The organism is Methylobacterium sp. NPDC097929 (assembly GCF_049543375.1).
Classification (GTDB): domain Bacteria; phylum Pseudomonadota; class Alphaproteobacteria; order Rhizobiales; family Beijerinckiaceae; genus Methylobacterium.
In genome coordinates, this window is the sequence record NZ_JBMVEP010000010.1 from 137,145 (window position 1) to 159,947 (window position 22,803).

General features: G+C 70.9%; 18 protein-coding genes. 11 read left to right on the top strand and 7 right to left on the bottom strand.

Features of this window, described 5'->3' with window-relative positions:
• Positions 1–383 precede the first annotated feature (383 nt).
• From minC to ACPCJR_RS20420, 4 genes are all read left to right on the top strand, one after another.
• Positions 384–1,022, top strand: a complete 639-nt coding sequence (gene minC / locus ACPCJR_RS20405) for a septum site-determining protein MinC (RefSeq protein ID WP_391514623.1) — start codon at positions 384–386, stop codon at positions 1,020–1,022.
• Positions 1,023–1,034: 12 nt separating this feature from the next.
• Positions 1,035–1,850, top strand: coding sequence for a septum site-determining protein MinD (gene minD / locus ACPCJR_RS20410; protein ID WP_110353290.1), 816 nt, complete (start codon positions 1,035–1,037; stop codon positions 1,848–1,850).
• On the top strand, positions 1,847–2,128 hold the full coding sequence (minE, locus tag ACPCJR_RS20415; protein ID WP_391514411.1) for a cell division topological specificity factor MinE: 282 nt from the start codon (positions 1,847–1,849) through the stop codon (positions 2,126–2,128). The genes minD and minE overlap by 4 nt, the downstream gene beginning before the upstream one ends.
• Before the next feature lie 1,028 nt (positions 2,129–3,156).
• Positions 3,157–4,620 carry a carbohydrate porin gene (locus ACPCJR_RS20420; RefSeq protein WP_391514409.1) on the top strand — a complete coding sequence of 488 codons (1,464 nt, stop codon included), beginning with the start codon at positions 3,157–3,159 and terminating at the stop codon, positions 4,618–4,620.
• A gap of 58 nt (positions 4,621–4,678) precedes the next feature.
• Here the strand turns inward: ACPCJR_RS20420 and ACPCJR_RS20425 are convergent, their stop codons facing one another.
• Both ACPCJR_RS20425 and ACPCJR_RS20430 read right to left on the bottom strand, forming a co-directional pair.
• Complete coding sequence (locus ACPCJR_RS20425; protein WP_391514621.1) at positions 4,679–7,879, bottom strand: helicase-related protein; 3,201 nt, start codon at positions 7,877–7,879, stop codon at positions 4,679–4,681.
• A 310-nt stretch (positions 7,880–8,189) separates the two neighbouring features.
• Positions 8,190–9,146 carry a GlxA family transcriptional regulator gene (locus tag ACPCJR_RS20430; protein WP_391514408.1) on the bottom strand — a complete coding sequence of 319 codons (957 nt, stop codon included), beginning with the start codon at positions 9,144–9,146 and terminating at the stop codon, positions 8,190–8,192.
• A gap of 123 nt (positions 9,147–9,269) precedes the next feature.
• On the opposite strand from ACPCJR_RS20430, the gene ACPCJR_RS20435 reads away from it, so the two are divergent.
• On the top strand, positions 9,270–10,064 hold the full coding sequence (locus tag ACPCJR_RS20435; RefSeq protein ID WP_391514406.1) for an SDR family NAD(P)-dependent oxidoreductase: 795 nt from the start codon (positions 9,270–9,272) through the stop codon (positions 10,062–10,064).
• A gap of 53 nt (positions 10,065–10,117) precedes the next feature.
• Here the strand turns inward: ACPCJR_RS20435 and ACPCJR_RS20440 are convergent, their stop codons facing one another.
• Positions 10,118–10,996 carry a LysR substrate-binding domain-containing protein gene (locus tag ACPCJR_RS20440; RefSeq protein WP_391514404.1) on the bottom strand — a complete coding sequence of 293 codons (879 nt, stop codon included), beginning with the start codon at positions 10,994–10,996 and terminating at the stop codon, positions 10,118–10,120.
• Between the two features lie 217 nt (positions 10,997–11,213).
• Here ACPCJR_RS20440 and ACPCJR_RS20445 point away from each other — a divergent pair, with 217 nt between their 5' ends.
• Together ACPCJR_RS20445 and ACPCJR_RS20450 are read left to right on the top strand one after the other, a co-directional pair.
• Entirely contained in the window at positions 11,214–12,215 is a 1,002-nt protein-coding gene (locus tag ACPCJR_RS20445) for a DMT family transporter (RefSeq protein ID WP_391514402.1), read from the top strand.
• A gap of 31 nt (positions 12,216–12,246) precedes the next feature.
• Positions 12,247–13,260 (top strand): zinc-binding alcohol dehydrogenase family protein, encoded by a 1,014-nt coding sequence (locus ACPCJR_RS20450; RefSeq protein WP_391514400.1) that lies wholly within the window; start codon positions 12,247–12,249, stop codon positions 13,258–13,260.
• A gap of 62 nt (positions 13,261–13,322) precedes the next feature.
• On the opposite strand, the gene ACPCJR_RS20455 is transcribed toward ACPCJR_RS20450, so the two are convergent.
• The 4 genes from ACPCJR_RS20455 to ACPCJR_RS20470 form a co-directional block, all read right to left on the bottom strand.
• Positions 13,323–14,075 carry a TerC family protein gene (locus ACPCJR_RS20455; RefSeq protein ID WP_391514398.1) on the bottom strand — a complete coding sequence of 251 codons (753 nt, stop codon included), beginning with the start codon at positions 14,073–14,075 and terminating at the stop codon, positions 13,323–13,325.
• Positions 14,076–14,325: 250 nt separating this feature from the next.
• On the bottom strand, positions 14,326–15,297 hold the full coding sequence (locus ACPCJR_RS20460) for a tripartite tricarboxylate transporter substrate-binding protein (RefSeq protein WP_391514396.1): 972 nt from the start codon (positions 15,295–15,297) through the stop codon (positions 14,326–14,328).
• Positions 15,298–15,364: 67 nt separating this feature from the next.
• Positions 15,365–16,870 carry a tripartite tricarboxylate transporter permease gene (locus tag ACPCJR_RS20465; RefSeq protein ID WP_391514394.1) on the bottom strand — a complete coding sequence of 502 codons (1,506 nt, stop codon included), beginning with the start codon at positions 16,868–16,870 and terminating at the stop codon, positions 15,365–15,367.
• Positions 16,871–16,886: 16 nt separating this feature from the next.
• Entirely contained in the window at positions 16,887–17,552 is a 666-nt protein-coding gene (locus ACPCJR_RS20470; protein WP_391514393.1) for a tripartite tricarboxylate transporter TctB family protein, read from the bottom strand.
• 463 nt (positions 17,553–18,015) lie between these two features.
• On the opposite strand from ACPCJR_RS20470, the gene ACPCJR_RS20475 reads away from it, so the two are divergent.
• The 4 genes from ACPCJR_RS20475 (at position 18,016) to ACPCJR_RS20490 (ending at position 22,600) form a co-directional block, all read left to right on the top strand.
• Positions 18,016–18,267, top strand: coding sequence for a hypothetical protein (locus ACPCJR_RS20475; RefSeq protein ID WP_391514391.1), 252 nt, complete (start codon positions 18,016–18,018; stop codon positions 18,265–18,267).
• 238 nt (positions 18,268–18,505) lie between these two features.
• The gene (locus ACPCJR_RS20480; RefSeq protein WP_391514389.1) at positions 18,506–19,594 is read left to right on the top strand and encodes a helix-turn-helix transcriptional regulator; all 1,089 of its coding nucleotides are present in this window, start codon (positions 18,506–18,508) and stop codon (positions 19,592–19,594) included.
• Between the two features lie 190 nt (positions 19,595–19,784).
• On the top strand, positions 19,785–20,699 hold the full coding sequence (locus ACPCJR_RS20485) for an SMP-30/gluconolactonase/LRE family protein (protein WP_391516816.1): 915 nt from the start codon (positions 19,785–19,787) through the stop codon (positions 20,697–20,699).
• A 62-nt stretch (positions 20,700–20,761) separates the two neighbouring features.
• Positions 20,762–22,600 (top strand): glycoside hydrolase family 15 protein, encoded by a 1,839-nt coding sequence (locus ACPCJR_RS20490; protein WP_391514386.1) that lies wholly within the window; start codon positions 20,762–20,764, stop codon positions 22,598–22,600.
• Positions 22,601–22,803 lie beyond the last annotated feature (203 nt).

Consider the following 22,803-nt stretch of genomic DNA (forward strand, 5'->3'; position numbering starts at 1 on the left):
CCTCGCGACTATCAAATGTGTGCTTTGTAGTCCGCTAAAGGCTCGTTAATCCGCGCGGCGCCGGAAAACATCGCTCCGATACACGACGCACGCCTCAACGAGGGCGATTCGCGGCGATCACAGGATCACGCGATCCTGGGGGCACAGGCCGGATTAATCAGTGTTTCCGGGCTGCCCCGCGCGCCAAGCCCCTGATCCGACAGGGTTTCGGCAGCAGCCCTTCGGGCCATGGAAAAATCTTGCCCGGCAATTCTTGCCCGGTTGGCGTAAAAATTAACCCGCCGGTAACCATCCCGGCGGTCAATGGGCGTGTCGGTAAGGAAACGTCAACGCCCGTGACCAGCCCCGCTCCCTCCCGCCCCTCACTGCCCCTGCGAGGCCGCGTGTTCCGCGCCGTCTCGCTCGCGCCCGAGGCTCCGCTCGCCGATTGGCTCGTCCTCCTGGACGGCGCCCTGAAGCGCTCGGGCACGCTGTTCGACGACAAGGCCGTGATCCTCGATGTCACGGGCCTCGCGCCCGCGTCGTCCGAGCTGGAAAGCCTCGTCGCCGAGCTGTCGGCCCGCAAGCTGCGCATCCTCGGCATCGAGGGTGCGCGAGATCCGCTCCCCTCGTCCCTTCCTCCGCGGCTCGTCAACGGACGCCCGGTGGGCGACGCCTTCGAGGCGCCGGCTCACGCGGAGGAGAAGCCGGGCGTGTCCTCCCTCACCATCGAGGGTTCGGTGCGTTCGGGGCAGAGCATCGTCCACCGCGAGGGGGACGTGACCGTGATGGGCTCGGTCTCCTCGGGGGCCGAAATCCTCGCGGGCGGCTCCATCCACGTCTACGGCGCCCTGCGCGGGCGGGCCATCGCGGGCGCCGCCCGCAACCCTCGCGCACGCATCTACTGCCGCAAGTTCGAGCCCGAGCTTCTCGGCATCGACCGCCTCGTCCGCACGGCCGAGGACATGGGCACTCACCTGCGCGGTCAAGCGGTCCAGATCTGGTCCGACGGCGGCGCGATCAAAATTGCAGCCTTGGGTTAAGGGGAAACGAGAATGGCCAAGGTTCTTTGTGTCACGTCCGGCAAGGGCGGCGTCGGCAAGACCACCACGACGGCAGCGCTCGGTGCGGCGCTGGCGCAGGCTGGCGAGAAGGTCTGCGTGGTCGATTTCGACGTCGGCCTGCGCAACCTCGACCTGATCATGGGCGCCGAGCGGCGCGTGGTCTACGACCTCATCAACGTCACCAACGGCGACGCCAAGCTGCCGCAGGCGCTGATCCGCGACAAGCGCCTCGAGAACCTCTCCCTGCTGCCCGCCTCCCAGACCCGCGACAAGGACGCGCTCACCGACGAGGGCGTCGAGCGGGTGATGGGCGAGTTGCGCGAGAAGTTCGACTGGATCGTCTGCGACAGCCCCGCCGGCATCGAGCGCGGGGCCCAGCTCGCCATGCGCCACGCCGACGTGGCGGTGGTCGTGACGAACCCCGAGGTCTCCTCGGTGCGCGACAGCGACCGGATCATCGGGCTCCTCGATTCCAAGACGGTCCGCGCCGAGAAGGGCGACCATATCGAGAAGCACCTGATCCTGACCCGCTTCGACCCCGCCCGCGCCGACCGCGGCGACATGCTCAAGGTCGACGACGTGCTCGAGATCCTCTCGATCCCGCTGCTGGCCATCATCCCGGAGAGCCTCGAAGTCCTGCGCGCCTCGAATGTCGGCTGCCCGGTGACGCTCAACAACCCGCTCTGCGCGCCCTCGCGGGCCTACATCGACGCCGTGCGCCGCCTGAAGGGCGAGACCGTGCCGATGGCGATCCCCTCCGACCGCAAATCCCTGATCAACAAGCTGTTCACACGGAGGGCCGCATGAGCGTTCTGACCTTCCTCAAACCGCGCGGATCGAGTTCCGTCGCCCGGGAGCGCCTGCAGCTCATTCTCGCGCACGAGCGCGCGGAGAACGGCAGACCCGACCTGATCATCACGCTGCGCGAGGAGATCCTGAACGTGATCGCCAAGCACGTCACGGTCGAGCGCGACAAGGTGCAGATCAAGCTGGAGCGCGGCGCGGGCGTCTCGACGCTGGGTGTCGACATCGAATTCCCGGTCGACACGGCCCTCAAGGGGAAGCCGAAGCGCGCCACCGCCTGAACGCGGCGCGACGACCCATAGGACCGAGCCCGCGGCATCCCGAGCGATGCCGCGGGCTTTTTTTTGCCGCGACGCCTTCGCCGCGGCCGGCCGCGAGCACGCCGCCCGGCACGACGCGCCTCCGCCCCATCGTCCGGTCGCGCTTGCGCGCGATGCCCGAGGCGTCCGTCTCGGGTCGCCTTTGCGAGACCCGGCAAAGCCACCCGGCGGCGCGCCCCCTCCGGACCGTGCCGGAGCGCTGAATCGCTCCGCCTCGCCGTGGCGAGAGCCGCCCGAAGCGATCGAACCGAAACCGCATGAGGCGGCCTTCAAGCGGGAGGGAGCCGCCCGCGCCGGCGCCTCAGGCCGTTCCCGCCTCGCCCCAGGCCCTTCCCGACTCGGCGGCGACGCGGCTTCGCATGGCGACGGCAGCCCACATCTCCGACGCGCCGATGCGGCGATCCGAGTCGATGTCGACCGCTTCAGACTTGCCGGATCTTGGGCGAGCCGATCGAACCCCGGCCGGATGCCTCGCTTTTGAGCGCGTTGCTGTGTCTGCACCCATGAAGACAGGTGCCCGTCTTCCGAAACGACCGCCGCGCTCCTCCCACGATCTCAGGCATGGCATTTCCCCAAGGGATCGCCCGTTTCTCTGCAGCAAAATTCCTGTGTGCGGATCGAAGGCCTTGCACACGCTGTGGCTTGAGCGCACAGGCAATGCTGCAAAATCCACGAAAGCCAAATCCAGAGTTGACCCAAGCACCCGTTCGGTGACAGCATTGTAATACAATAAAAACATGGTCAAAAAAGAAGCAAAAGCCTACAGTTTGACCACGTTGCTATAGAATCGAACCGGGCCATGCCTTTGCCAAGGGCCGCCGAAGGTTCGGTCGAAACCAAGAAATCGGGCATCGGCGGTCGGTTGTCTTCGGGGAATCGTCCGTCCGTCCGGCGGATCGGGGAGGGCCGCGATTGCGCTTCACGCAACGCAGCAACTCCCAAGATCAGCGAAGTCTTGATCGCAACCGACACAACAAGGGGATCGCAGGATGCAACGCGGCGGAGTGGGAACGGAGCGGGGATCGGCTCGATCCGGACGGGCGGCCTGGGCGACCGGGGCGTTGCTGGCGGCCAGCCTCGCCGGGGCGACCAGCGCGCTGGCGCAGCAGCCCTCGCCGGTGGGCCAGTTCAACGATCAGACCCAGCCCCGCACCGATCCCAGGATCGCCGAGAAACCCGCCGATCCCGTCCGCGTCGGGCCGCTCGCCCCCTGGGCCACCGACATGGCCGCGCGCGGGCTCACCTTCGACATCAACATCTACGACTTCTACCAAGCCAACCCCTCGGCCGGCCTGCGCACCGGCGAACAGTCCAACTCCGCCTACTTCGTCCTCTCCATGACCGCCGACATGCAGAGAATCGCCAACATCTCCGGCGGCACCATCAAGTTCACCCAGACCTTCTTCGGCCTCGTGCGCAACCTCAACATGGCCGCCGACATCGGCGACACCACGCTCGGCTACCAGCCGCCCTTCAACCCCAACAACAACCGCCTCTCCCTGCTCACCTACCAGCAGAAGCTCCTCGACGACCGCCTCGTCATCGAGTTCGGCCGAACCCACCCGGACCGCTACTACGGCCTGCCGCCCTGCAACTCGATCAACTCCTGCTTCCAGGACCTGTTCTACTTCAACGCCGGCTTCACCTCGCCGCTCTACGCCGTCTGGGGGGCGAACGCCGCCTACCAGCTCTCGCCCACCACCTACATCCAGGCCGGCGCCTTCTCGGTGAACCCGGGCACCAACGCGCTCTCAGGCTACGATTTCGGCTACGAGCGGCTCTCGGGCGCGCTGGTGATGACCGAGATCGGCTACAAGACCGACTACGGCATGACCGCCTATCCCGGCCGCGCCTCGCTGACCGGCTTCGTCAACACCGCCGACCACGACGACAACTTCAGGACGGTGCTGGGCACCTCGCGCGGCCTCAACCCCGGCACGCCGGCCCTGCAGAAGGCGGGCACCTCGGGCCTCGTGCTCACCGGCACGCAGACGGTCTGGCGGGCCGATGGCGGGCAGGTGGCCAACCCGACCCCGACGGCGATCGCGCTCTACACCGGCACCGGCTACGCCTTCGACCCGACCATCCCGATCCGCTTCAACTCGTTCTTCGGGGTGCTGTTGCAGGCGCCCGACCAGAGCCGGCCCAACGACACCTACGGGCTGAAGGTGAACTGGCAGCGGCTGAACGAGAACTACACGCAGTTCCTGTCCGAGGCGAACTTCATCTCGGGCGGCACGGGCGCCCCGTACTCGCGCGACAAGTTCGTGTTCGAGGCCAACGCGCATCTGGACGTGGGCGCGGGCGTGATCCTGGAGCCGGTAGTGCAGTACGTGGTCAACCCGAACACGTTCTGGAACCCCTACACGGCGCGCCGCGCCAAGGACGGCTTCTACGGCGGCTTCACCCTCGTCGTCCCGCTCGGAACCCTCCTCGGCCTCGCTCCGGGCTGACGGCCCGCGGCCCCTCCCGGTCACGGCGGCCGGGAGGGGTTCTTCGCTTCAGCGTGGCTCAGCCGCGCCGGTCGCAGGCCGCGCGCAGATGTTCGAGGAGCGCGGCCGCCTGCCGTCCGCGCTCGGCCGGATCGTCGCTCTCCCGGCGCAGGACGACGCGCCCCTCGCGCAGCGTGATGCCGTCCGAGACCGGCATGACCGGGGGCGCCTTGCCGGGGCGGAACTCGGCCGCGATCCCGTGCGGACCGCCGCTGAGGCGGGCGATCCCGAGGGCGAGGCAGCCCGTGCGCAGCCGCGCCAGGGTGAACAGCGCTTCGACCGGCTGCGGCGGCGGCCCGAAACGGTCCTCGATCTCGTCGCGCAGGGCATCGATCTCGGTCTCGGCGCGCAGGCGCAGGAGGCGCGTGTAGAGGCTCAGGCGGATTTCGGGCTCGGGGATGTAGTCGTCCGGCACGCGGCCGTTCAGGCCGATGCGCACCTCCGGGCACCAATCCTCGACCGCCTCGCCCTTGGCCGCGCGCAGGGCGAGCTGGAGCAGGTGCTGGTAGAGGCCGAGCCCGACGAGCTTGACGTGGCCGGTCTGGTCCTCGCCGACGAGGTCGCCCGCCCCGCGCAGGTCGAGGTCGCGGGCGGAGATGGCGAAGCCCGCGCCGAGCCGGTCGAGCGCCTCCAGCGTGCGCAGCCGCTTCTCGGTCGAGGGGCTGAGCGGCTTGTCCGGCTGCCAGAACAGGTAGACGACGCCGCGCCGCTGCCCGCGCCCGACGCGACCGCGCAGCTGGTGCAGCTGCGCCAGCCCGAACCGCTCCGCATCCCAGATCAGCATCGTGTTGGCCCGCGGCACGTCGAGCCCGCTCTCGATGATGCTGGTCGCCAGCAGCACGTCGCCCTCGCCCTCCGCGAAGCGCACCATGGCGTCGTCCATCTCGGCGGGTTTCATGTCCCCGTGAGCGGTGACGATGGACAGATCCGGCACCAGGGCGCGCAGCCGCTCGGCCATCGGCGCGATGTCCTCGATGCGCGGACAGACCACGAAGCTCTGCCCGCCGCGGCGGTGCTCGCGGGTCAGCGCCGCCGTCAGCGTCTCGCCCGCGAAGGGCGCGATCACCGTGCGGATCGGCTGGCGCACCGCCGGGGGCGTGGCGATCACGCTGAGGCTCTGCAGGCCGACCATCGCCGCCTGCAGGGTGCGCGGGATCGGCGTGGCGCTCAAGGTGAGGATGTGGGCGCTGCCCGCCGCCTGCCGCAGGCTCGCCTTGGTCTTGGCGCCGAAGCGCTGCTCCTCGTCGATCACGGTGAGGCCGAGATCGTGGAAGCTGACGCCGCGCCCGGCCAGGGCCTGGGTGCCGACCACGAGACGCACGCTGCCGTCGGCCAGGCCTTGCTTGACGCGCTTGGCCTCCGCCGGCGCGACGAGGCGCGAGAGATGCGCCACCTCGATGCCGAAGCGGGCAAAGCGCCGCCGGAAAGTCTCGACGTGCTGGCGCACCAGCACCGTGGTCGGCGCCATCACCGCGACCTGCCGCCCGGCGAAGATCGCGGCGGCGACGGCGCGCAGGGCCACCTCGGTCTTGCCGAAGCCGACATCGCCGCAGACGAGCCGGTCCATCGGCTCCTCCTGGGCGAGGTCGGCCAGCGTCTCCTCGACCGCCCGCGCCTGATCGCCGGTGAGCGGATGACCGAAACCCGCCGCGAAGCGCTCCATCTCGCGCTCGGGCGGGACCAGGGCCGGGGCGCGGGCGCTGCGGCGCTCCCGGGCCGCCTTCAGCATGGCGCGCGCCGCCTTGGCCAGCGTGGCCTCCGCCTCCAGGCGCCGCCGGGCCCAGGTGCCGCCGTCGAGCCGGTCGAGGGTGACGGCCTCGGCTTCCGAGCCGTAGCGCCAGATCCGGTCGGCCTGGGCCACGGGCACCATCAGGATCGCGTCGTCGGCAAAGCGCAGGCGCAGGGCGTCCTCCTCCCCCTCGCCGCCGCTGCCGATCGTCTCCAACCCCTCGAACACGCACAGGCCGTGGTCGCGGTCGATCGCCACGTCGCCGACCCGCAACTCGACCTCGCCGATCGGCAGCACGGCGGCGGGCCGCATCACCCCCGCGCCGACCCGCCCGTACAGGTCGGCGGCGGCGATCACCGTCGCGCCGCTCTCCGGCACGCGAAAGCCCGCCTCGAGCGGCGCTTCCAGCGCCAGCATCGCGCCGGGCTCGGAAGCGGCGACCTCGGCCCAGCCGTCGATCAGGCGCAAGCTCCGCTCCTCGCTGGCGGCGGCCGCCGCCCGCACGAGGCGGCGCAGGGGCTGCTTCGGGCCGGCGAGCACGACCCGCTCGCCCGCCTCGAGATGCGTGCGCAGGGCCTTGGCGAAGGCGGCCTCGGGCCGGCGCTCGCCGACGAAGGCCGGCAGCGCGACGCGCTCCCCGCTCTCGCTCGTGGCGGTGGCGAGGCTGTGATCGCGCAGGAGCGCCGCCCATTCCGCCTGCGTGAGGTAGAGATCCGTTGCCGGCGCATCCCCCTCGCGCGCCTCGGCGATCTGCTCGAAGAAGGCGGCGACGCGCTCCTCCGCCCCCGCCTCGACCACGAGGCGGGCCTCGGGCACGTAATCGAGCACGGTGACGAGGCGGGGATAGAACCGCGCCAGGCAGTGCTCCTGGCCGGTGAAGGGCTCCAGGGACAGGCCCGAATCCGGCCCCAGGATGATCTCGGTGGCCGGATCGATCACCAGCCGCTCGGTCTCGACCCGGGAGCGCTGCGAGACCGGATCGTAGGAGCGGATCGCGGTGATGCGCCCCTCCTCGTGCTCGACCCGGCAGGGCAGCGGGGCGGCGGCCGGGAAGACGTCGATGGTCCGGCCGCGGATGGCCGCCTCTCCGGGCTCGTCGACCCGGTCGTCGAGGATGTAGCCGAGCCGCTGCAACTGCGCCGTCAGCGCCTCCGGGTCGAGCCTTTCGCCGACGCGCAGCTCGACATGGGCCGGGCCCCAGGTCTCCGGCGGCGGCACGCGCTGCAGCAGGGCGGGGGCGGTGGTGAGCACGATGTCGGGCAGCGCCGCGCGGTCGGTGAGCCAGCGCAGCACGCCGGTGCGTGCGCCCATGGTGCCGCGGGAGGGCGAGACCCGGTCGAAGGGCAGGCAATCCCACTCGGGGTAGACCGCGACCGCCCGCTCCGGCGCCAGCGCCCGCAGCAGCGCGGCGATCTCGTCGAGGCGCCGCCCGTCGCGCGCCACGTGGACCAGCGGGTGCGCCGTCCCGGAGGCGAAGCCGAGCAGGGCCACCGCCAGCGCCCCCGTGGGGATCAGCGGCGCGGCGCCCGTCTCCTGATCGTCGAGAACCCGGGCCTCGCGGGCGTCGGCATGGTTCGGCTCGACGGCTTTGGACTCGGAGGCTCTCGGCTTGGAGGCTTTAGGCTTGGCGGTCGCCGGCCTTGCGGCCTTGGACAGGGTCTTCGGCGCGATCTTGGGCTTTGCCATCGTGTTCCGTCTTGGACGCCTTGCCGGTCGGCTCTGCGGGAACGCCGCTCGCGCCCGCCGAGGTTCCGGCCGTGCGGCGCCGTCCCCAGCTTCGACTCGTCCCGGCACGCGGCCCTCAGGCCGCGGAGGCGGGCGGGCTCTCGATCAGGCGCAGGCTGCGGCGCAGGCTCTGCGGGGGCTGGCCGTAGGCGCGCAGGAAGGCGCGGCGCATCCGGTCGCGGTCGGCAAAGCCGGTGTCGCGGGCGACCACGTCCAGCGCATGGCGCCCGTCCTCGATCATGGCCTGCGCGGCTTCCAGCCGCAGCCGCTCCACGGCCTTGGCTGGCGACTGGCCGGTCTCCTCGCGGAAGAGGCGGCTGAACTGGCGGGGGCTGACGCTGGCGGCCTCCGCCAGCTCCTCCACCGTCAGCGGGTTGCGCAGGTGCTCCTTGGCGTAGACGAGCGCGCGGCGCACGCGGCCGGAGCGGGGCTCCAGTTCCAGCAGCGCCGAGAACTGCGACTGGCCGCCGGGGCGGCGGTGATAGACGACGAGCTTGCGCGCGATCGCTCGCGACAGCTCCGCATCGTGATCGTCCTCGATCAGGGCGAGCGTCAGGTCGATCGCCGCGCTCATCCCGGCCGAGGTCCAGACATGGCCGTCGGAGACGAAGATGCGGTCGTCGTCGACGCGGATCGCGGGATAGCGCTCCTGCAGCGCCCGGGCATGGGCCCAGTGCGTCGTGGCCGTGCGGCCGTCGAGGAGGCCGGCCTCGGCCAGGGCGAAGGCCCCCGTGCACAGTCCCGCGACCCGGCGCGAGGTCCGGCCCGCCCGGGCGATGTAGTCGCGCAGGGCCGGCGAGAGCGGGCGCGGCAGCAGTTCGCCGGCCACCATCAGCGTGTCGGGCGCCTCGGTCAGCGGAACGGTCTCGATCCGGATGCCGAGCGAGGAGCGGACGCTTCCCCCGCGCTCGGACATGACGGTGAGGCGGTAGGCCTCCCGGCCCAGATCCCCATTGGCGAATTCGAAGGCCGACAGGGCGGCCATTCCCATCACCTGGAAGCCGTCCTCCAGGATGAACCCGACCTGCCGCATGGCCGCCCCTCAGCATGTCCTGATTTGACGTTTCTACGTCATTTCGGACAAAAGCGTCCAGCCGTAGTGTCCTGACATCGCCGCCGGCCGGGAGCCGGACGGCCGTTCGGAAGGACCACGATCATGACCGCTTCAAAGGGAACCGTCCTCATCACCGGCGCCTCCTCGGGCATCGGCGCCGTCTACGCCGACCGCTTCGCCGGACGCGGCCACGACCTCATCCTCGTCGCCCGCAACGGCGAGCGACTCGCGGCCGTGGCGGAAAACCTCGGCCACCGCCACGGCGTCGCGGTGCGCACGGTCGAGGCCGACCTCACGAGCCCGGCGGGTCTCGCCGCGGTCGAGACCATCCTGAGGAGCGATGCGCGCATCACGCATCTCGTCAACAATGCCGGCTTCGGCAGCGCCGCGCCGCTCGCCGCAGCCTCCGTTGAGGAGATGGAGCGGATGATCGCCATCAACGTCACCGCACCGATGCGCCTGACCTACGCCGCCGTTCCCGCCTTCACCGCGCGGGGCAAGGGCGCGATCATCAACATCGCCTCGATCGTCGCCATCGGGCCGGAGGTGCTGAACGGCGTCTACGGCGGCTCGAAGTCCTTCGTGCTCGCCTTCAGCCAAAGCCTTCGCAAGGAACTCGACGGCACCGGCGTCGCGGTGCAGGTGGTCCTGCCCGGCGCCACCGGCACGGAATTCTGGGACATCGCCGGGCTGCCCGCCAGCAACCTGCCGCAGGATTGGGTGATGTCGGCCGAGGATCTCGTCGATGCGGCGCTGGCCGGCTTCGACCGGGGCGAGTTCGCCACCATCCCCTCGCTGCAGGACGCAGCCGAGTGGGAGGCCTGGGAGGCGGCGCGCGCGACCATGCTGCCGCACCTGTCGAGCGCCGTGCCGGCCGCGCGCTACCGCGCGGTTTGAGGGGCAGCCGCGGCGCGGCCCCGGCGCCCGCCGAAGGGCTCGGCCTTCGGGCGTTACGCGGCGAGGCAGGCCTCGTCGCGCCCGGCGAGGCTCTCGCCGAGGAAGGTGATGAGCGGCTGCACGAGGTCGGCGGCCCGCTCCTCGCCGAGCACGCTCACCTCCGTCATCGGCAGGGCCGGCCACAGGTCGGGGGCGCGCAGGATCTGCATCCCCTCCTGCAGGAAGGAGCGGCCGAGCAGCGTCACGCCGAGGCCGCCGGCCACCGCCGCCTGCACGCCGGTCAGGCTGCTGGCGGTGCAGGCGGCGGTCCATTCCCGGCGCACGGAATCGAGTGCCGCGATCATCATCTCGCGGTAGCTGCAGGGCGGGGCCAGCATCACCAGCCGGGCGGGCCTCGTGAAATCGAGCTCGTACCGGGCCGAGGCCAGCCAGACGAGCGGCTCGCGCCAGATCACGCGCCCGCGCGGATGGGCGCCGCTGCGCTTGGCGATCACCGCATCGAGGCGGTTGGCGTCGTAGGCCTCCAGCAGGGTGCAGCTCAGACCAGTCATCAGGTCGATATGCACCCCCGGATAGAGCCGGCCGAAGCGGGCGAGCAGCTTCGGGAGCTGGCCCGGGATGAAGTCCTCCGAGACGCCGAGCCGCAGCGTGCCGCTGGCGGGCGGCTCGCGCCATTCCCGCATCAGCTTGTCGTTGAACTCCAGCATCTGCCGCGCGGCCACGAGCAGGCGCTCGCCGTCCGGCGTCAGGCCGAGGGTGCGGCTGGTGCGGTCGAAGACCCGCCGCCCCAGGATCTCCTCCAGGCGCAAGACCTTCTGACTCACCGCCGATTGCGAGCGATGCACGACATCGGCCGCCGCCGTGAAGCTGCCGGTCTCCGCCACCGCCACGAAGGCGCGCAGCAGATCGATCTCAAGGTCGGGATGGCGCATCGATCATTCGATTTCCTGCTTGGATCCGACACAGCTACGCGCCCGGCTTCTCGCCGGCAACGGCTTAGGCTTCTGAGCTAGAAGGAAATCCGATCGCACCGATCAGAACTATGCGTTTCCCGGATCAAAGGGTCGGGCGCATCCTGGCCGGGCTCGATCATGCCGATCGGCGCTTCCCCGCCGGGGCCGCGTGGCCCCGCCCTCGAAGAGGCCAGTCATGTCCGCCTCGGTCACCCTTCCGCCCGCCTCCGCCCGCCGCACCCTGTCGGCTTCGGCCGCGCCTGGGTTCTCCCGGCCGGTGCAGGGTCTCGGCGGCGCGGTGGTGCGGCGGGTCTCGCGCGGCGGCCCGGCCCTGCTGCTCGGCGGCGCGATCCTGCTCTGGGGCGCGAACTGGCCGGTGATGAAGCTCGGGCTGAACCACGTCTCGCCGCTGTGGTTCTCGGCCCTGCGCTTCGCCCTCGGTGCGGCCTGCCTGTTCGGCTGGCAGGCTGTGCGCGGCGAGATTCGGCGGCCCCGGCGGGCCGACCTGCCCGTCCTCGCCTCCATCGGCCTGCTCCAGATGATGCTCTTCACCGCGCTCGGGGCGCTGGCGATGACGCATCTGCCCGCCGGACGCTCGGCGATCCTGAGCTACACGACGCCGATCTGGGTCGTGCCGGCCGCGGTCCTGATCTTCGGCGAGCGGATCGAGGGCCGGCGCTGGGCCGGGATCGGGCTGGCGGGGCTCGGCGTGCTGGTCCTGTTCAATCCGCACGCCATCGACTGGCGGGACGGGGCGATCGTCGCCGCCCACGCGATGCTGCTGGCGGCCTCCGCCGCCTGGGCGGTCTGCATCCTGCACCTGCGCTACGGAGGCGCGGTCTCCTCGGCGGTGCAGCTCGCGCCCTGGCAGATGCTGCTGGCCGCCGCCGTGCTGCTGCCGCTCGCCGTCGCGGTCGAGGGGCCGTTCACGGGCGACGGATCGGCGGCCTTCTGGGCCTGCCTCGTCTTTGTCGGCCCGCTCGCCACGGCCTTCGCCTTCTGCGCCGTCAACGCCGCGAGCCGCCGGCTTCCCGCGAGCGCGATGGCGACGGCGATGCTCGCCGTCCCCGTCACCGGCCTTGCGATCGCCACGACGACGCTCGGCGAGGCGCCCGGCCCCGACCTCATCCTCGGCGCCGGGGCGATCATCCTCGGCATCGCCGTCAGCGCGCTGCCCTCCCGCGGGGGCCGCAGCTGACGCGGCCCCTCATCGACAAGGAGACACTCCCATGCGTGCCGTCGGCTTCACACAATCGCTGCCCATCGCGGACGAGAGGGCGCTGATCGACCTTGACATCGCCGAGCCCGTGCCGGGTCCGCGCGACCTCCTCGTCCGGGTGCGGGCGGTCTCGGTCAATCCGGTCGACACCAAGGTCCGGATGCGCGGCGCGCCGGCCGACGGGGCGCCGCAGATCCTGGGCTACGACGCCGCCGGCATCGTCGAGGGGGTCGGCGCGCAGGTGACGCGGTTCCGGCCGGGCGACGCGGTGTTCTATGCCGGCGCCCTCGGCCGGCCTGGCACCAATGCCGAGCTGCATCTCGTGGACGAGCGCATCGTCGGGCACAAGCCCGCCGCGCTCTCCTTCGCCGAGGCCGCGGCGATGCCGCTCACCGCCATCACGGCCTGGGAGGCGCTGTTCGACCGGCTCGACATCCGCCGGGCCGTGCCGGGCGCCGACGCCGCCATCCTGATCGTCGGCGGGGCCGGGGGCGTGGGCTCCATCGCCACCCAGCTCGTTCGGCAATTGACGGATCTCACCGTCGTCACCACGGCCTCGCGGCCCGAGACCGCGCAGTGGAGCCGGGATCTGGGCGCGCACCACGTCATCGACCACACCCGGCCGCTCGCCGCCGAGATCGCGGGGCTCGGGATCGCACCGACCTTCGTGTTCTCGACCACGAACACCGACCGGCACCTGCCGGAGATCGGCCAGCTGATCGCGCCGCAGGGCCGGTTCGCGCTGATCGACGATCCCGCCGCCCTCGACGTGCTGCCCTTCAAGCGCAAGAGCGTGTCGACGCATTGGGAGTTCATGTTCACGCGCTCGATGTTCGGCACGCCCGACATGGACGCGCAGGGCCGCCTGCTCGACGAGGTGGCGCGGCTGGTGGATGCCGGCACGCTGCGCAGCACGGTCGCCGAGACGTTCGGGACGATCTCGGCCGCCAACCTCCGCCGCGCCCACGCGCTGATCGAGAGCGGGCGGGCCAAGGGCAAGATCGTGCTCGAAGGCTGGGCCTGACCTGCGCACGGGACGCTCCACCGCCGCGACGCGCCAGAGCGCGGCTGGGCGCGGCTGGGCGCTCAGCCCCGCAGCACCTCGGCTTCCGCCGCCTCGACCGCATGGGCCTGCTCGGCCGCGACGGCCCGGTCGGACTTGCGCCTGAGCCAGGCGCCGACGGCGACCACGAGGGCGGCGCCGAGAGCGCCCGCGACGTAGTGCATGTTGGGCTGCAGGGCGGCAGGCAGCGCCTCGATCCCGTGCTGATGCACCAGCCGGTCGGTGGCGATCATCTCGCCGGCGACCCAACCGAGCAGGCCGCCGCCGAACCAGATCAGGATCGGGAACCGGTCGATCAGGCGGGTGATCAGGCTCGCGCCGACCACGAGGAGCGGCACCGACAGGGCCAGACCGATGATGAAGAGCTCGTCATGCCCTTTGGCGGCGCCCGCCACCGCGACCACGTTGTCGAAGCTCATGACCGCGTCGGCCACGACGATGGTCCAGATCGCCTTGGGCAGGCTCGCGTGCTCCTGGATCGCGCTCTCGCCCTCCTCCTCGCCGCGCACGAGCTTCACGGCGATGTGCAGCAGGATGAGGCCGCCGACGACCTTCAGCAGCGGCACCGCGAGCAGCTGCGAGATGATGACGGCGAAGAAGATGCGCAGCAACGCCGCGGCGAAGGCGCCCGCGTAGACGCCGATGCGCCGCTGCCGCTCGGGCAGCCCCCGGCAGGCCAGGGCGATCACCACCGCGTTGTCGCCCGACAGGATGATGTCGATCCAGACGATCTGGAGGAGGGACAGCAGGAAGGAGGAACTGAGATAGGAATCCACGGTCGCGTCTTTTCGCTGTCTCGGCCCGTCGGGATGCCGGCGCCGTCCGCCTCCGGCACGCCCCGATGCGGGCGCGGCAAGTGGGTGTCTTGTCGTGAGGCGCCGCCGACCTCCGAGGGGTCGGCGACGCTTCGGCGTTCGTCGGGACGGGACGTGCCGGATCGGCACCCCTCCCGGATGGGCCGTCACGGAAAGCCGGCCCCGATGGCACGATGATGGCGATGCCCCGGGGCCGGCGGTCGCGCCCGCCTCAGGGATTGGCCTCGACGGCGGAGCGCAGCACGGGCGTCCAGCGGGCGACCTCGCTCTCGACGAGCTTCTGCAGCGCGTCGGGGCCGGCCTCCGCCTCCTTCGGCACGGTGCCGCCGAGATCGAGGATGCGCTTCCTCGCGTTCGGGTCCTTGAGGGCGGTATCGAGGGCGGCGACGAGCTTGGCCCGGACATCCGCCGGCAGGCCCTTGGGCGCGAAGACCGCGTTCCAGGCGCTGACCTGATAATCGGGCAGGCCGGCCTCCTTCGTGGTCGGCACGTCGGGCAGGCTCGGGGAGCGCTCGGGCGTGGCGATGGCGTAGGCCTTGATCGTGCCGCCGCTGATCTGCGGGGCGACGTTGACGATCTGGTCGGTCATGAAGTCGACCTGACCCGCCATCAGGTCGTTCAGCGCCGGGCCGGTGCCGCGATAGACCACGAGGGTGGGCTTGGCGCCGATGAGCGAGTCGAACAGCACGCCCGTGGAGTGCGAGACGGAGCCGACGCCGGCATGGGCTTGGTTGATCGAGGCGCCGCCGGCCTTCACGGCCTCGACGAAGGACTTCAGGTCGGGGGCCGCCATCGCCTTCTTGGCGACGATGACGATCGGCGTGCCGGCGGCGAGCCCGATCGGGTCGAAGCTCTTGGCCGGGTCGTATTTCAGGCCCTTGAACAGGGCCGGCGCCGCGCCGTGCGTGCCCATATGGCCCATCATGATGGTGTAGCCGTCGGGCGAGGCCTGCGAGGCCCGGGTGATGCCGGTGGTGCCGCCGGCGCCGGTGACGTTCTCGATGACGACCTGCTGACCGAGGACGCGCGACATCGGCTCGGCGACGATGCGCGCGATGACGTCGGTCGGGCCGCCGGCCGCGAAGGGCACCACCATGGTGATCGGCCGCTGCGGGTAGGTGTCGGCGGCCGCTCCGAAGGCGGCGAGCACCGACAGGAGACTGATCGCGAGAGCCGTTCTCATGGTTTCCTCGTCCCTTCCAGATGTTTGACTCGTCGGAGATTCCCGAGCCCGTCCGGCCTCATGCCGCTCAGGCTTCCGTAAACACCTCGTCGCGGCTTTTCCGCAGCGAGGGCAGGAGCGCCAGCGCCAGGATGGTGAAGGCCACGAGGAACAGCACCGCGCTGACCGGACGCTCGAGGAAGACCATGGCGTCCCCGCGCGACAGGGTGAGCGCGCGGCGCAGGTACTCTTCCATCAGCTTGCCCAGCACGAAGCCGAGCAGGAGCGGCGCGGGCTCGAAGCCGAACTTGATCAGCACGTAGCCGAACACCCCGAAGGCGGCGATGAGCATCACGTCGGTCGGCAGCGAGTTGATGGAGTAGATGCCGATCGAGCAGAACATCAGGATCGCGGGGAACATCAGCCGGTAGGGCACCTTCAGCAGGCGCACCCAGACGCCGACAAGCGGCAGGTTGATGACGAGCAGCATCAGGTTGCCGACCCACATCGAGGCGATCATGCCCCAGAACAGTTCGGGGCTCTTGGTCATCACGCCGGGTCCCGGCACGATGCCGTGGATCGTCATGGCGCCGACCATCAGCGCCATCACGGCGTTGGGCGGGATGCCCAGGGTGAGGAGCGGGATGAACGCGGTCTGGGCGCCCGCGTTGTTGGCGCTTTCCGGGCCGGCGACGCCCTCGATGGCGCCGCGGCCGAAGCGGCTCGGATCGCGGGCGATGCGCTTCTCGACCGTGTAGGCGGCGAAGGGGCCGAGGACGGCGCCGTTGCCGGGCAGGATTCCGAGCAGCGCGCCGATCGCGGTGCCGCGCAGGGTCGCGGGTGTCGCCTGCCGCAGATCCGCCAGGCCCGGCAGCAGGCGGCCGATGCGCGCCCGGGCGATCTCCCGGGTCTCGCTGTTGTCGAGGTTGCGCAGGATTTCGGCCACCCCGAACAGGCCCATGGCCAGCACGGAGAAATCCACGCCGTCGGTCAGGAAGGTGAAGCCGAAGGTCATCCGCTCCTCGCCGGTCTCCAGGTCGGTGCCGATGCAGGCGAACAGCACGCCGACCAGGATCATGGCCACGGCCTTGAGCACGGAGCCGTGGGCGAGCACGACGGCGAAGGCCAGCCCCATGACCATCAGGGCGAAGTATTCCGCCGGCCCGAAGATCAGGGCGAGGCGGGTGAGCGGCGCGCCGAGCGCCGCGATCAGCAGGGTGGCGACGGTGCCGGCGAAGAACGAGGCGATCGCCGCGGTGCCGAGCGCGATGCCGGCCCGGCCCTGGCGCGCCATCTGGTGGCCGTCGAGGGTGGTGACGACCGAGGTCGCCTCGCCCGGGATGTTGACGAGGATCGCCGTGGTGGAGCCGCCGTACTGCGCCCCGTAATAGATGCCCGCCAGCATGATCAGCGCGCCGACGGGATCGAGCCCGAAGGTGATCGGCAGGAGCATGGCGATGGTGGCGATCGGCCCGACGCCGGGCAGCACGCCAATCAGCGTGCCGACGAGGCAGCCGAGGAAGCAGAGCATGACGTTCTGCAGGCTCAGCGCGACGGCAAAGCCCAGACCGAGGTTGGAGAGAAGATCCGGCACCGGCGTTCGCTCCCGATCAGGCGGTCATCGAGTGCCGGGCGACGTCGGTCCCGGCCCGGCGGGAGGATCGGCGCTGCAGGAGCAGCAGGCCCAGGCCGATGAGGGCGAGCGCCCCGGCCGCCAGCCGCAGCATCACGCGCGAGGGGATCTTTCCGCTCGCCGCCTCGATGAGGGCGGTGGGAAAGATCGGGATCGGCAGGTTCAAGAGGTCGCCGAACAGCAGCATGCATCCGGCGGTGAGCAGCAGGGCGAGGATCAGAAGCTCGCGAAAGCGCGCCTCGGGGCTCGCATAGCCGCCGAGGATGACCGCGAGCGGCCCGGCGACGATCAGGCCGAGGCCGGGGGTGGTGACCGGGCCGAAGCCGACGGGCCGGATCGTGACCGCGAAGGCGAGGATCGCCAGCACCACGACGACCGGACCGCGCAGGCCGAAGCTCTGCAGCCCCTCGCCCCCGCGGACGACGCCCGTCACGGCGAGCGCGAAGCCGCAGACGGCCACGCAGACCGCGACCCAGTGCGGCAGCATGCCGGGCCCCATGGCACCGAGGGTGCCGCGCGGGAGACCGCTCGTGGCCCAGACTCCGAACACTCCGAGCAGGATGAGGCCGAGGCCGGCCACCACGTTCTGCGACACCCACGAGACCGCATTGCCCGGTCCCGCGCCACCCGATGGGTCGCTCATCGTCCCCTCTCAACGAGCATGCTCGCTCCGGCCCTTCCCTCCTGCGGCGGTGTTCGGGCAGGCCGCGGCCTGCGTCTCTCACCACCCGCGCGCCGCGCGCGGCACACCGGAAACGATCGGATCCTCCCCTGAGGAATTTTGTCCAGAGCCTATGCCGTAAAGCGAAGTTTCGACAAGACCTCGCAAGCGTTGAATCGCGTCTTTCCCGGCCCTCTTTATCATCGACAACGCAGCCCGCGCACCCCCGAAGCGGGAACGGCTCTCGCGATGGCGCGGCCGCGAAGCGTACCGGGCCGGCTCCGGGGGACACGCCTGCGGGTCGACGAGCCTGCCGCCCGGCTCGGACTATCGGCCCGGCGGGTCCGCCCGAAGTTCGATGGCCCGAGCCGGGCGCTGAACCCATTTCTGTGATCGCGCGTTTGATGATCCAACTCGACAGGACATCGGAAAAAGGAGCCCTTCGATGCGCAAGATTCTGGTCGCTACGGCTGCCCTGGGCACGCTGCTGATTCTTGATGTTCCGAGTTTCGCACAGGGATTCCGCGTCGGCCCCGGGGGCGTCGAGATCGACGACGGCCGCGGCTATCGCGAGGAGCGTGACGAGCGCCGCTACCGCCGCATGTGCCGGGAGCTTCGCGACCGCTGCGAGAACAGGGACATCTACGGCGAGGAGGGCCAGGGCAACTGCCGACGCTACCGCCGCATGTGCGGCTGAGCGCGACGCTCGCGGTCGTCGCTTCCCCGAGCGCCGGGCGGGCACGGGAGTCGAGATACCGCGCCGGGCGGCCCCGATGCGAGAACGACGGGCCGGAGTCTCGCGCGTGGTGACGGGCGCCTCTCGCGGCGCCGACATCCTACCGCATGGGGGAAAGGCCCGCTGATGACCGTGAGATCGCGGGGCGGCTCGACCGTGCCCGCCGGTCGAGACTCCGGTGACGGCTTCAGGACGAACGATGTCAGCCGATCCTGAGGATTTGATCGATCGGGTCTACGAGGCGGCCGCCGTTCCCGGACTCTGGCCCTCGACGTTGAGCGCGCTCGCCCGGTTCGGCGGAGGCGGCGGCGGCCTGCTGTTCACCAGCCAGGGCCTGGACTTCCGCTACGTCGCCTCGCCCGAACTCGAAGGCTACATGGAAGAATTCATGGCCGACGGCTGGGTGGCCCAGAACGACCGTCCGGTCCGGCTCTTCGCCCGGCAGCATCCGGGCTTCCTGACCGATCTCGACGTCTACACGCCCGAGGAACTCGACACGAATCCGGTGTTCACGGACTTCCTCCGGCCGCGCGGCTACGGCTGGGGTGCCGCCACGGCCATCACGGTGCCGAGCGGCGAACGGATCGTCTTCGATGTCGAGCGGGCCTACAGGGACGGCCCGGTCCCGGCCGACATCGTCGTGCGGCTCGACGCCATGCGGCCGCACCTCGCCCGCGCCGCGACGCTGTCGGCCCGCCTGCGCCTGCAGGCGGTGCAGGTGGCTGCCGATGCCCTGGAGATGGTCGGCATTCCGGCCGCAATCCTCGGCCGTCAGGGGCAGGCCCTGGCGATGAACCGCAGCTGCCAGGCCCTGCTCGGCACGACCGTTCGCGACGGTCCCCGTTTCGCGCTGGCCGACCCGGCCGCCGACCGCCTGCTGGCGGAGGCGCTTCGGACGGTCGCGGCGGTCGGGCTGGCGCGCACGCAATCCATTCCCGTTCCGGCCAAGGAGGCCGAGCCGCCCGCCGTCGCCCATGTCCTTCCGGTCAAGCGCAGCGCGCGCGACCTGTTCGCGGCGGCCTCGGCCATCGTGGTCGTCACCCCGCTGGCGCAGGACCGGCTGCCCGGTCTCTCGGTGCTGGAAGGGCTGTTCGATCTGACGCCCGCCGAGGCGCGGGTCGCGCGCGGCATCACGGGCTGCCGCACGGTCGAGCAGATCGCGGCGGAGTCCGGCACCTCGCCGCAGACGGTGCGCTCGCAGCTCAAGAGCGTGATGGCCAAGACCGGCGTCAACCGGCAGGTCGAGCTCGTCCGCCTGCTCTCGGGGGTCGCGCTGCCGCGCTCGTGAGACGTCGGGCGACGACAGGTGCGTGAGCGCGCTCGCCCTGACGCGGCCGGCTGGAATCAGGAGCGCACCATCACGACAAGACCCGCATCGTGCGGATTAAAACTTAATTCTGGACGTGCCCAAGACGACAATAGTCAAAAAGTCGGAATGACAAGAAACGGGAACCGATTGTTCATTGGAGCGTAAACCCATGTTCTTCGGGAGAAGCCCTGCATTGTCCGATCCATCGATCCGTGTTCTCGATCCGACGCGATGCCATCTCGGTGAGGGGCCGAGCTACGATCCGGCGACCGACACGGCGTGGTGGGTCGACATCCTCGAATGCCGGCTGTTCGAGAGGCCGCTGGACGCGCAGGCCGGCCCGGCCCGGATTCACGCGCTGCCGAAGATGGTCAGCGACATCGCCGCGATCGATTCAGGCCGGCAGCTGCTCTCGGCGGAGGACGGGCTCTACATCCGCACGGTCCGGGACGGACGGCTCAGCCTGTTCTGCCCGCTGGAGGCGGAGGATGCGGGCACCCGCTCGAACGACGGCCGGGTGCATCCCTCCGGCGCCCTGTGGATCGGCACCATGGGCCGGGACGCTGAGGCGGGGCGCGGCGCGATCTACCACGTCGCAGGCACGCGAGTGACGCGGCTGTTTGCCGGCCTCACCATTCCGAACGGCATCGCCTTCTCCCCCGACGGCGCGACCGGCTACTTCGTCGACACCGACGAGGGCATCCTGCGGCGCGTCGCCCTCGACCCCGCCACCGGCCTGCCGGTGGCCGAGCCGCAGACCCATTACGACCACAGCGACGGCGAGGGCGGGATCGACGGCGCCGCCGTGGATGAGGAGGGGCTGATCTGGACCGCGCGGTTCGGCGGGGCCTGCCTCGACGCCTACAGCCCGGCGGGCGAGCGGGTGCGCACCGTGCCCGTCCTGGTCCGCCAGCCGACCTGCCCGACCTTCGCCGGGCGCGGGCTCGACCGTTTGCTGGTCACGAGCGCCTACGAGGGCATGGGCGAGGCCGAGCGCGCGGCCGATCCCGAGCACGGACGCACCCTGCTCGTCGATCCGGGCGTCCGCGGCCTGCTGGAACCGCCCTTCCGCCTCGACGCCTGACCGGCGCCCTGCCCTCCCCTCTCGAAGCAGGGCGTCCGGAGCACGGCGCCCGAGGAACGACCATGGCCGATCCCCACGACCGCCCCTATCAGCCGATCGAGGCCTATGCCCTGCTCAGCAATTGCGAGGGCTGCGCCCTGGTCGCCCGCGACGGCGGGATCGACTGGGCCTGCCTGGAGCGCTTCGACGACGATCCCGCCTTCTCGCGCCTGCTCGACCGCGCGCGCGGCGGCCACTTCACGATCCGCCCGACGGAGCGCTTCGAGACGGCGCGGCAATATCTGAGCCGCAGCAACATCCTCGAGACCACCTTCACGACGCAGACGGGCTTCGTCACCCTGCACGACTTCATGGTCGGGCCGGAGGGCGGGGAGGGTCGGCCCCGGCTGGTGCGCCTCGTCACCGGCATCTCGGGCCGCGTGCCGATGATCGCGCAGTACCGGCCGCTTGCCGGGTTCGCCGAACGCTTCGCCCCCTTGCGCGCCGACCGGGGGCGCGTCACGGCGGAGGGCTGCCCCGGCCTCGTCTCCGATGCCACCTTCGCGATGGAGGGCGAGGTCGCCGCGGCGCGCTTCACCGTGGAGGGCGGCGGCGAACAGAGCTTCGCGCTCTATCTCGAGGCCCCGCCCGAAACCTGCCCGGACGCCCGCGCCCTGATGGAGGCCACGCGCCGCGCCTGGGTGCTGTGGACGCAGGATGCGGCCTATATCGGCCCGCTGGCGGACGAGTTGATGCGCTCGGCCCTGGTCCTCAAGGCCCTGACCTACGAGCCCACGGGAGCGATCATCGCCGCGGCGACCACCTCCCTGCCCGAGGAGATCGGCGGCATCCGCAACTGGGACTACCGCTTCTGCTGGATTCGCGACGCCTGCCTGTCCTTCTACGTCCTGAAGAAGTTCGGCATGATCCGCGAGGCGGAGGCCTTCTTCGGCTTCGTCACGGCCTTGTGCGAGCGGGCGGAGGGCCGGCTCAAGCCCCTCTACAGCATCTCCGGCGAGGCCGATCTCAGGGAGATCCAGGTCGAGCATTTCGAGGGCTGGCGCGGCAGCGCCCCCGTGCGCCACGGCAACGAGGCCGCCGAGCAGCATCAGGCCGACGCCTACGGGCAGGTGCTCGACCTGCTCTACTTCCACGAACGCCTGGGAGGCACGATGCCGGAGGCGATGCGCGCGCACGGGGCACGGCTCGCCGATGTCTCGGCGGCCCACTGGCACGAGCCCGATGCGGGCCTGTGGGAGCCGCGCAAGCCCGAGCAGCGCTACCTGCACGCGGCGATCATGAACTGGGTCGCCCTCGACCGGGCGATCCGCCTGTTCGGCGAGCGGGAGGCGTGGTGCCGGGAGCGCGACCGGATCGTCGCCTGCGTCAACGGCGAGGGCATCCACCGCGACGGCTACTACCCGCAATATATCGGCGGCGACGCGGTCGATGCCGCCCTGCTGATCGCGCCCATGGTCGGCTTTCCCGTGGACGAGGCGGCCTTCGCCCGCACCGTGGACACGGTGATCGAGCGCCTTGGCCACGGCCATCTCGTCTACCGCTACAAGAACGACGACGGCCTGCCGGGCCACGAGGGCACCTTCCTGCTCTGCGCCTTCTGGCTCGTCGACGCCCTGCTCTGGCTCGGGCGCGACGAGGAGGCGAGCACCCGCTTCCAGGCGTTGCGGGCGATGCAGAACGATGTCGGGCTCTACGCCGAGGAAGCGGCCGAGGACGACACCTTTCTCGGGAACTTCCCGCAGGCCTTCAGCCATCTCGGCTTCATCCACTCCGCGCTGATGCTCGACCTCTACGAGCATGGCGGGCGCGACGCGGTGCGCGGCACCTACGCCGATCGCTCGCTGCGCGAAACGGATAGCCGCCGAGCGCCCAGCATTGCGGGGGCCGAGGCGGGCGCGTGAGGGCCGGCATGCCTCGCATATGCCGTGACGATCACCCGATGCCGGCGCCGCCTGATCACTTTCGATTGCCGAACGCCGTCATCGCGAGCGGATGCGAAGCGATCCAGGGACGCGACCTTGCCGGACGGATCGGCGCCCTGGATGGCTTCGGCTCCGCCTCGCCATGACGATCAAGGGGAAATGGTCTGACCTGCGTCCCTTCC

Coding starts and splice junctions, on each gene's coding strand:
- ACPCJR_RS20485 (WP_391516816.1), top strand. CDS start 19,785: ATGTTCTTCGGGAGAAGCCCTGCATTGTCCGATCCATCGATCCGTGTT.
- ACPCJR_RS20480 (WP_391514389.1), top strand. CDS start 18,506: ATGTCAGCCGATCCTGAGGATTTGATCGATCGGGTCTACGAGGCGGCC.
- ACPCJR_RS20450 (WP_391514400.1), top strand. CDS start 12,247: ATGCGTGCCGTCGGCTTCACACAATCGCTGCCCATCGCGGACGAGAGG.
- minE (WP_391514411.1), top strand. CDS start 1,847: ATGAGCGTTCTGACCTTCCTCAAACCGCGCGGATCGAGTTCCGTCGCC.
- ACPCJR_RS20440 (WP_391514404.1), bottom strand. CDS start 10,996: ATGCGCCATCCCGACCTTGAGATCGATCTGCTGCGCGCCTTCGTGGCG.
- minD (WP_110353290.1), top strand. CDS start 1,035: ATGGCCAAGGTTCTTTGTGTCACGTCCGGCAAGGGCGGCGTCGGCAAG.
- ACPCJR_RS20470 (WP_391514393.1), bottom strand. CDS start 17,552: ATGAGCGACCCATCGGGTGGCGCGGGACCGGGCAATGCGGTCTCGTGG.
- ACPCJR_RS20460 (WP_391514396.1), bottom strand. CDS start 15,297: ATGAGAACGGCTCTCGCGATCAGTCTCCTGTCGGTGCTCGCCGCCTTC.
- ACPCJR_RS20420 (WP_391514409.1), top strand. CDS start 3,157: ATGCAACGCGGCGGAGTGGGAACGGAGCGGGGATCGGCTCGATCCGGA.
- ACPCJR_RS20430 (WP_391514408.1), bottom strand. CDS start 9,146: ATGCGGCAGGTCGGGTTCATCCTGGAGGACGGCTTCCAGGTGATGGGA.
- ACPCJR_RS20435 (WP_391514406.1), top strand. CDS start 9,270: ATGACCGCTTCAAAGGGAACCGTCCTCATCACCGGCGCCTCCTCGGGC.
- ACPCJR_RS20475 (WP_391514391.1), top strand. CDS start 18,016: ATGCGCAAGATTCTGGTCGCTACGGCTGCCCTGGGCACGCTGCTGATT.
- ACPCJR_RS20445 (WP_391514402.1), top strand. CDS start 11,214: ATGTCCGCCTCGGTCACCCTTCCGCCCGCCTCCGCCCGCCGCACCCTG.
- ACPCJR_RS20490 (WP_391514386.1), top strand. CDS start 20,762: ATGGCCGATCCCCACGACCGCCCCTATCAGCCGATCGAGGCCTATGCC.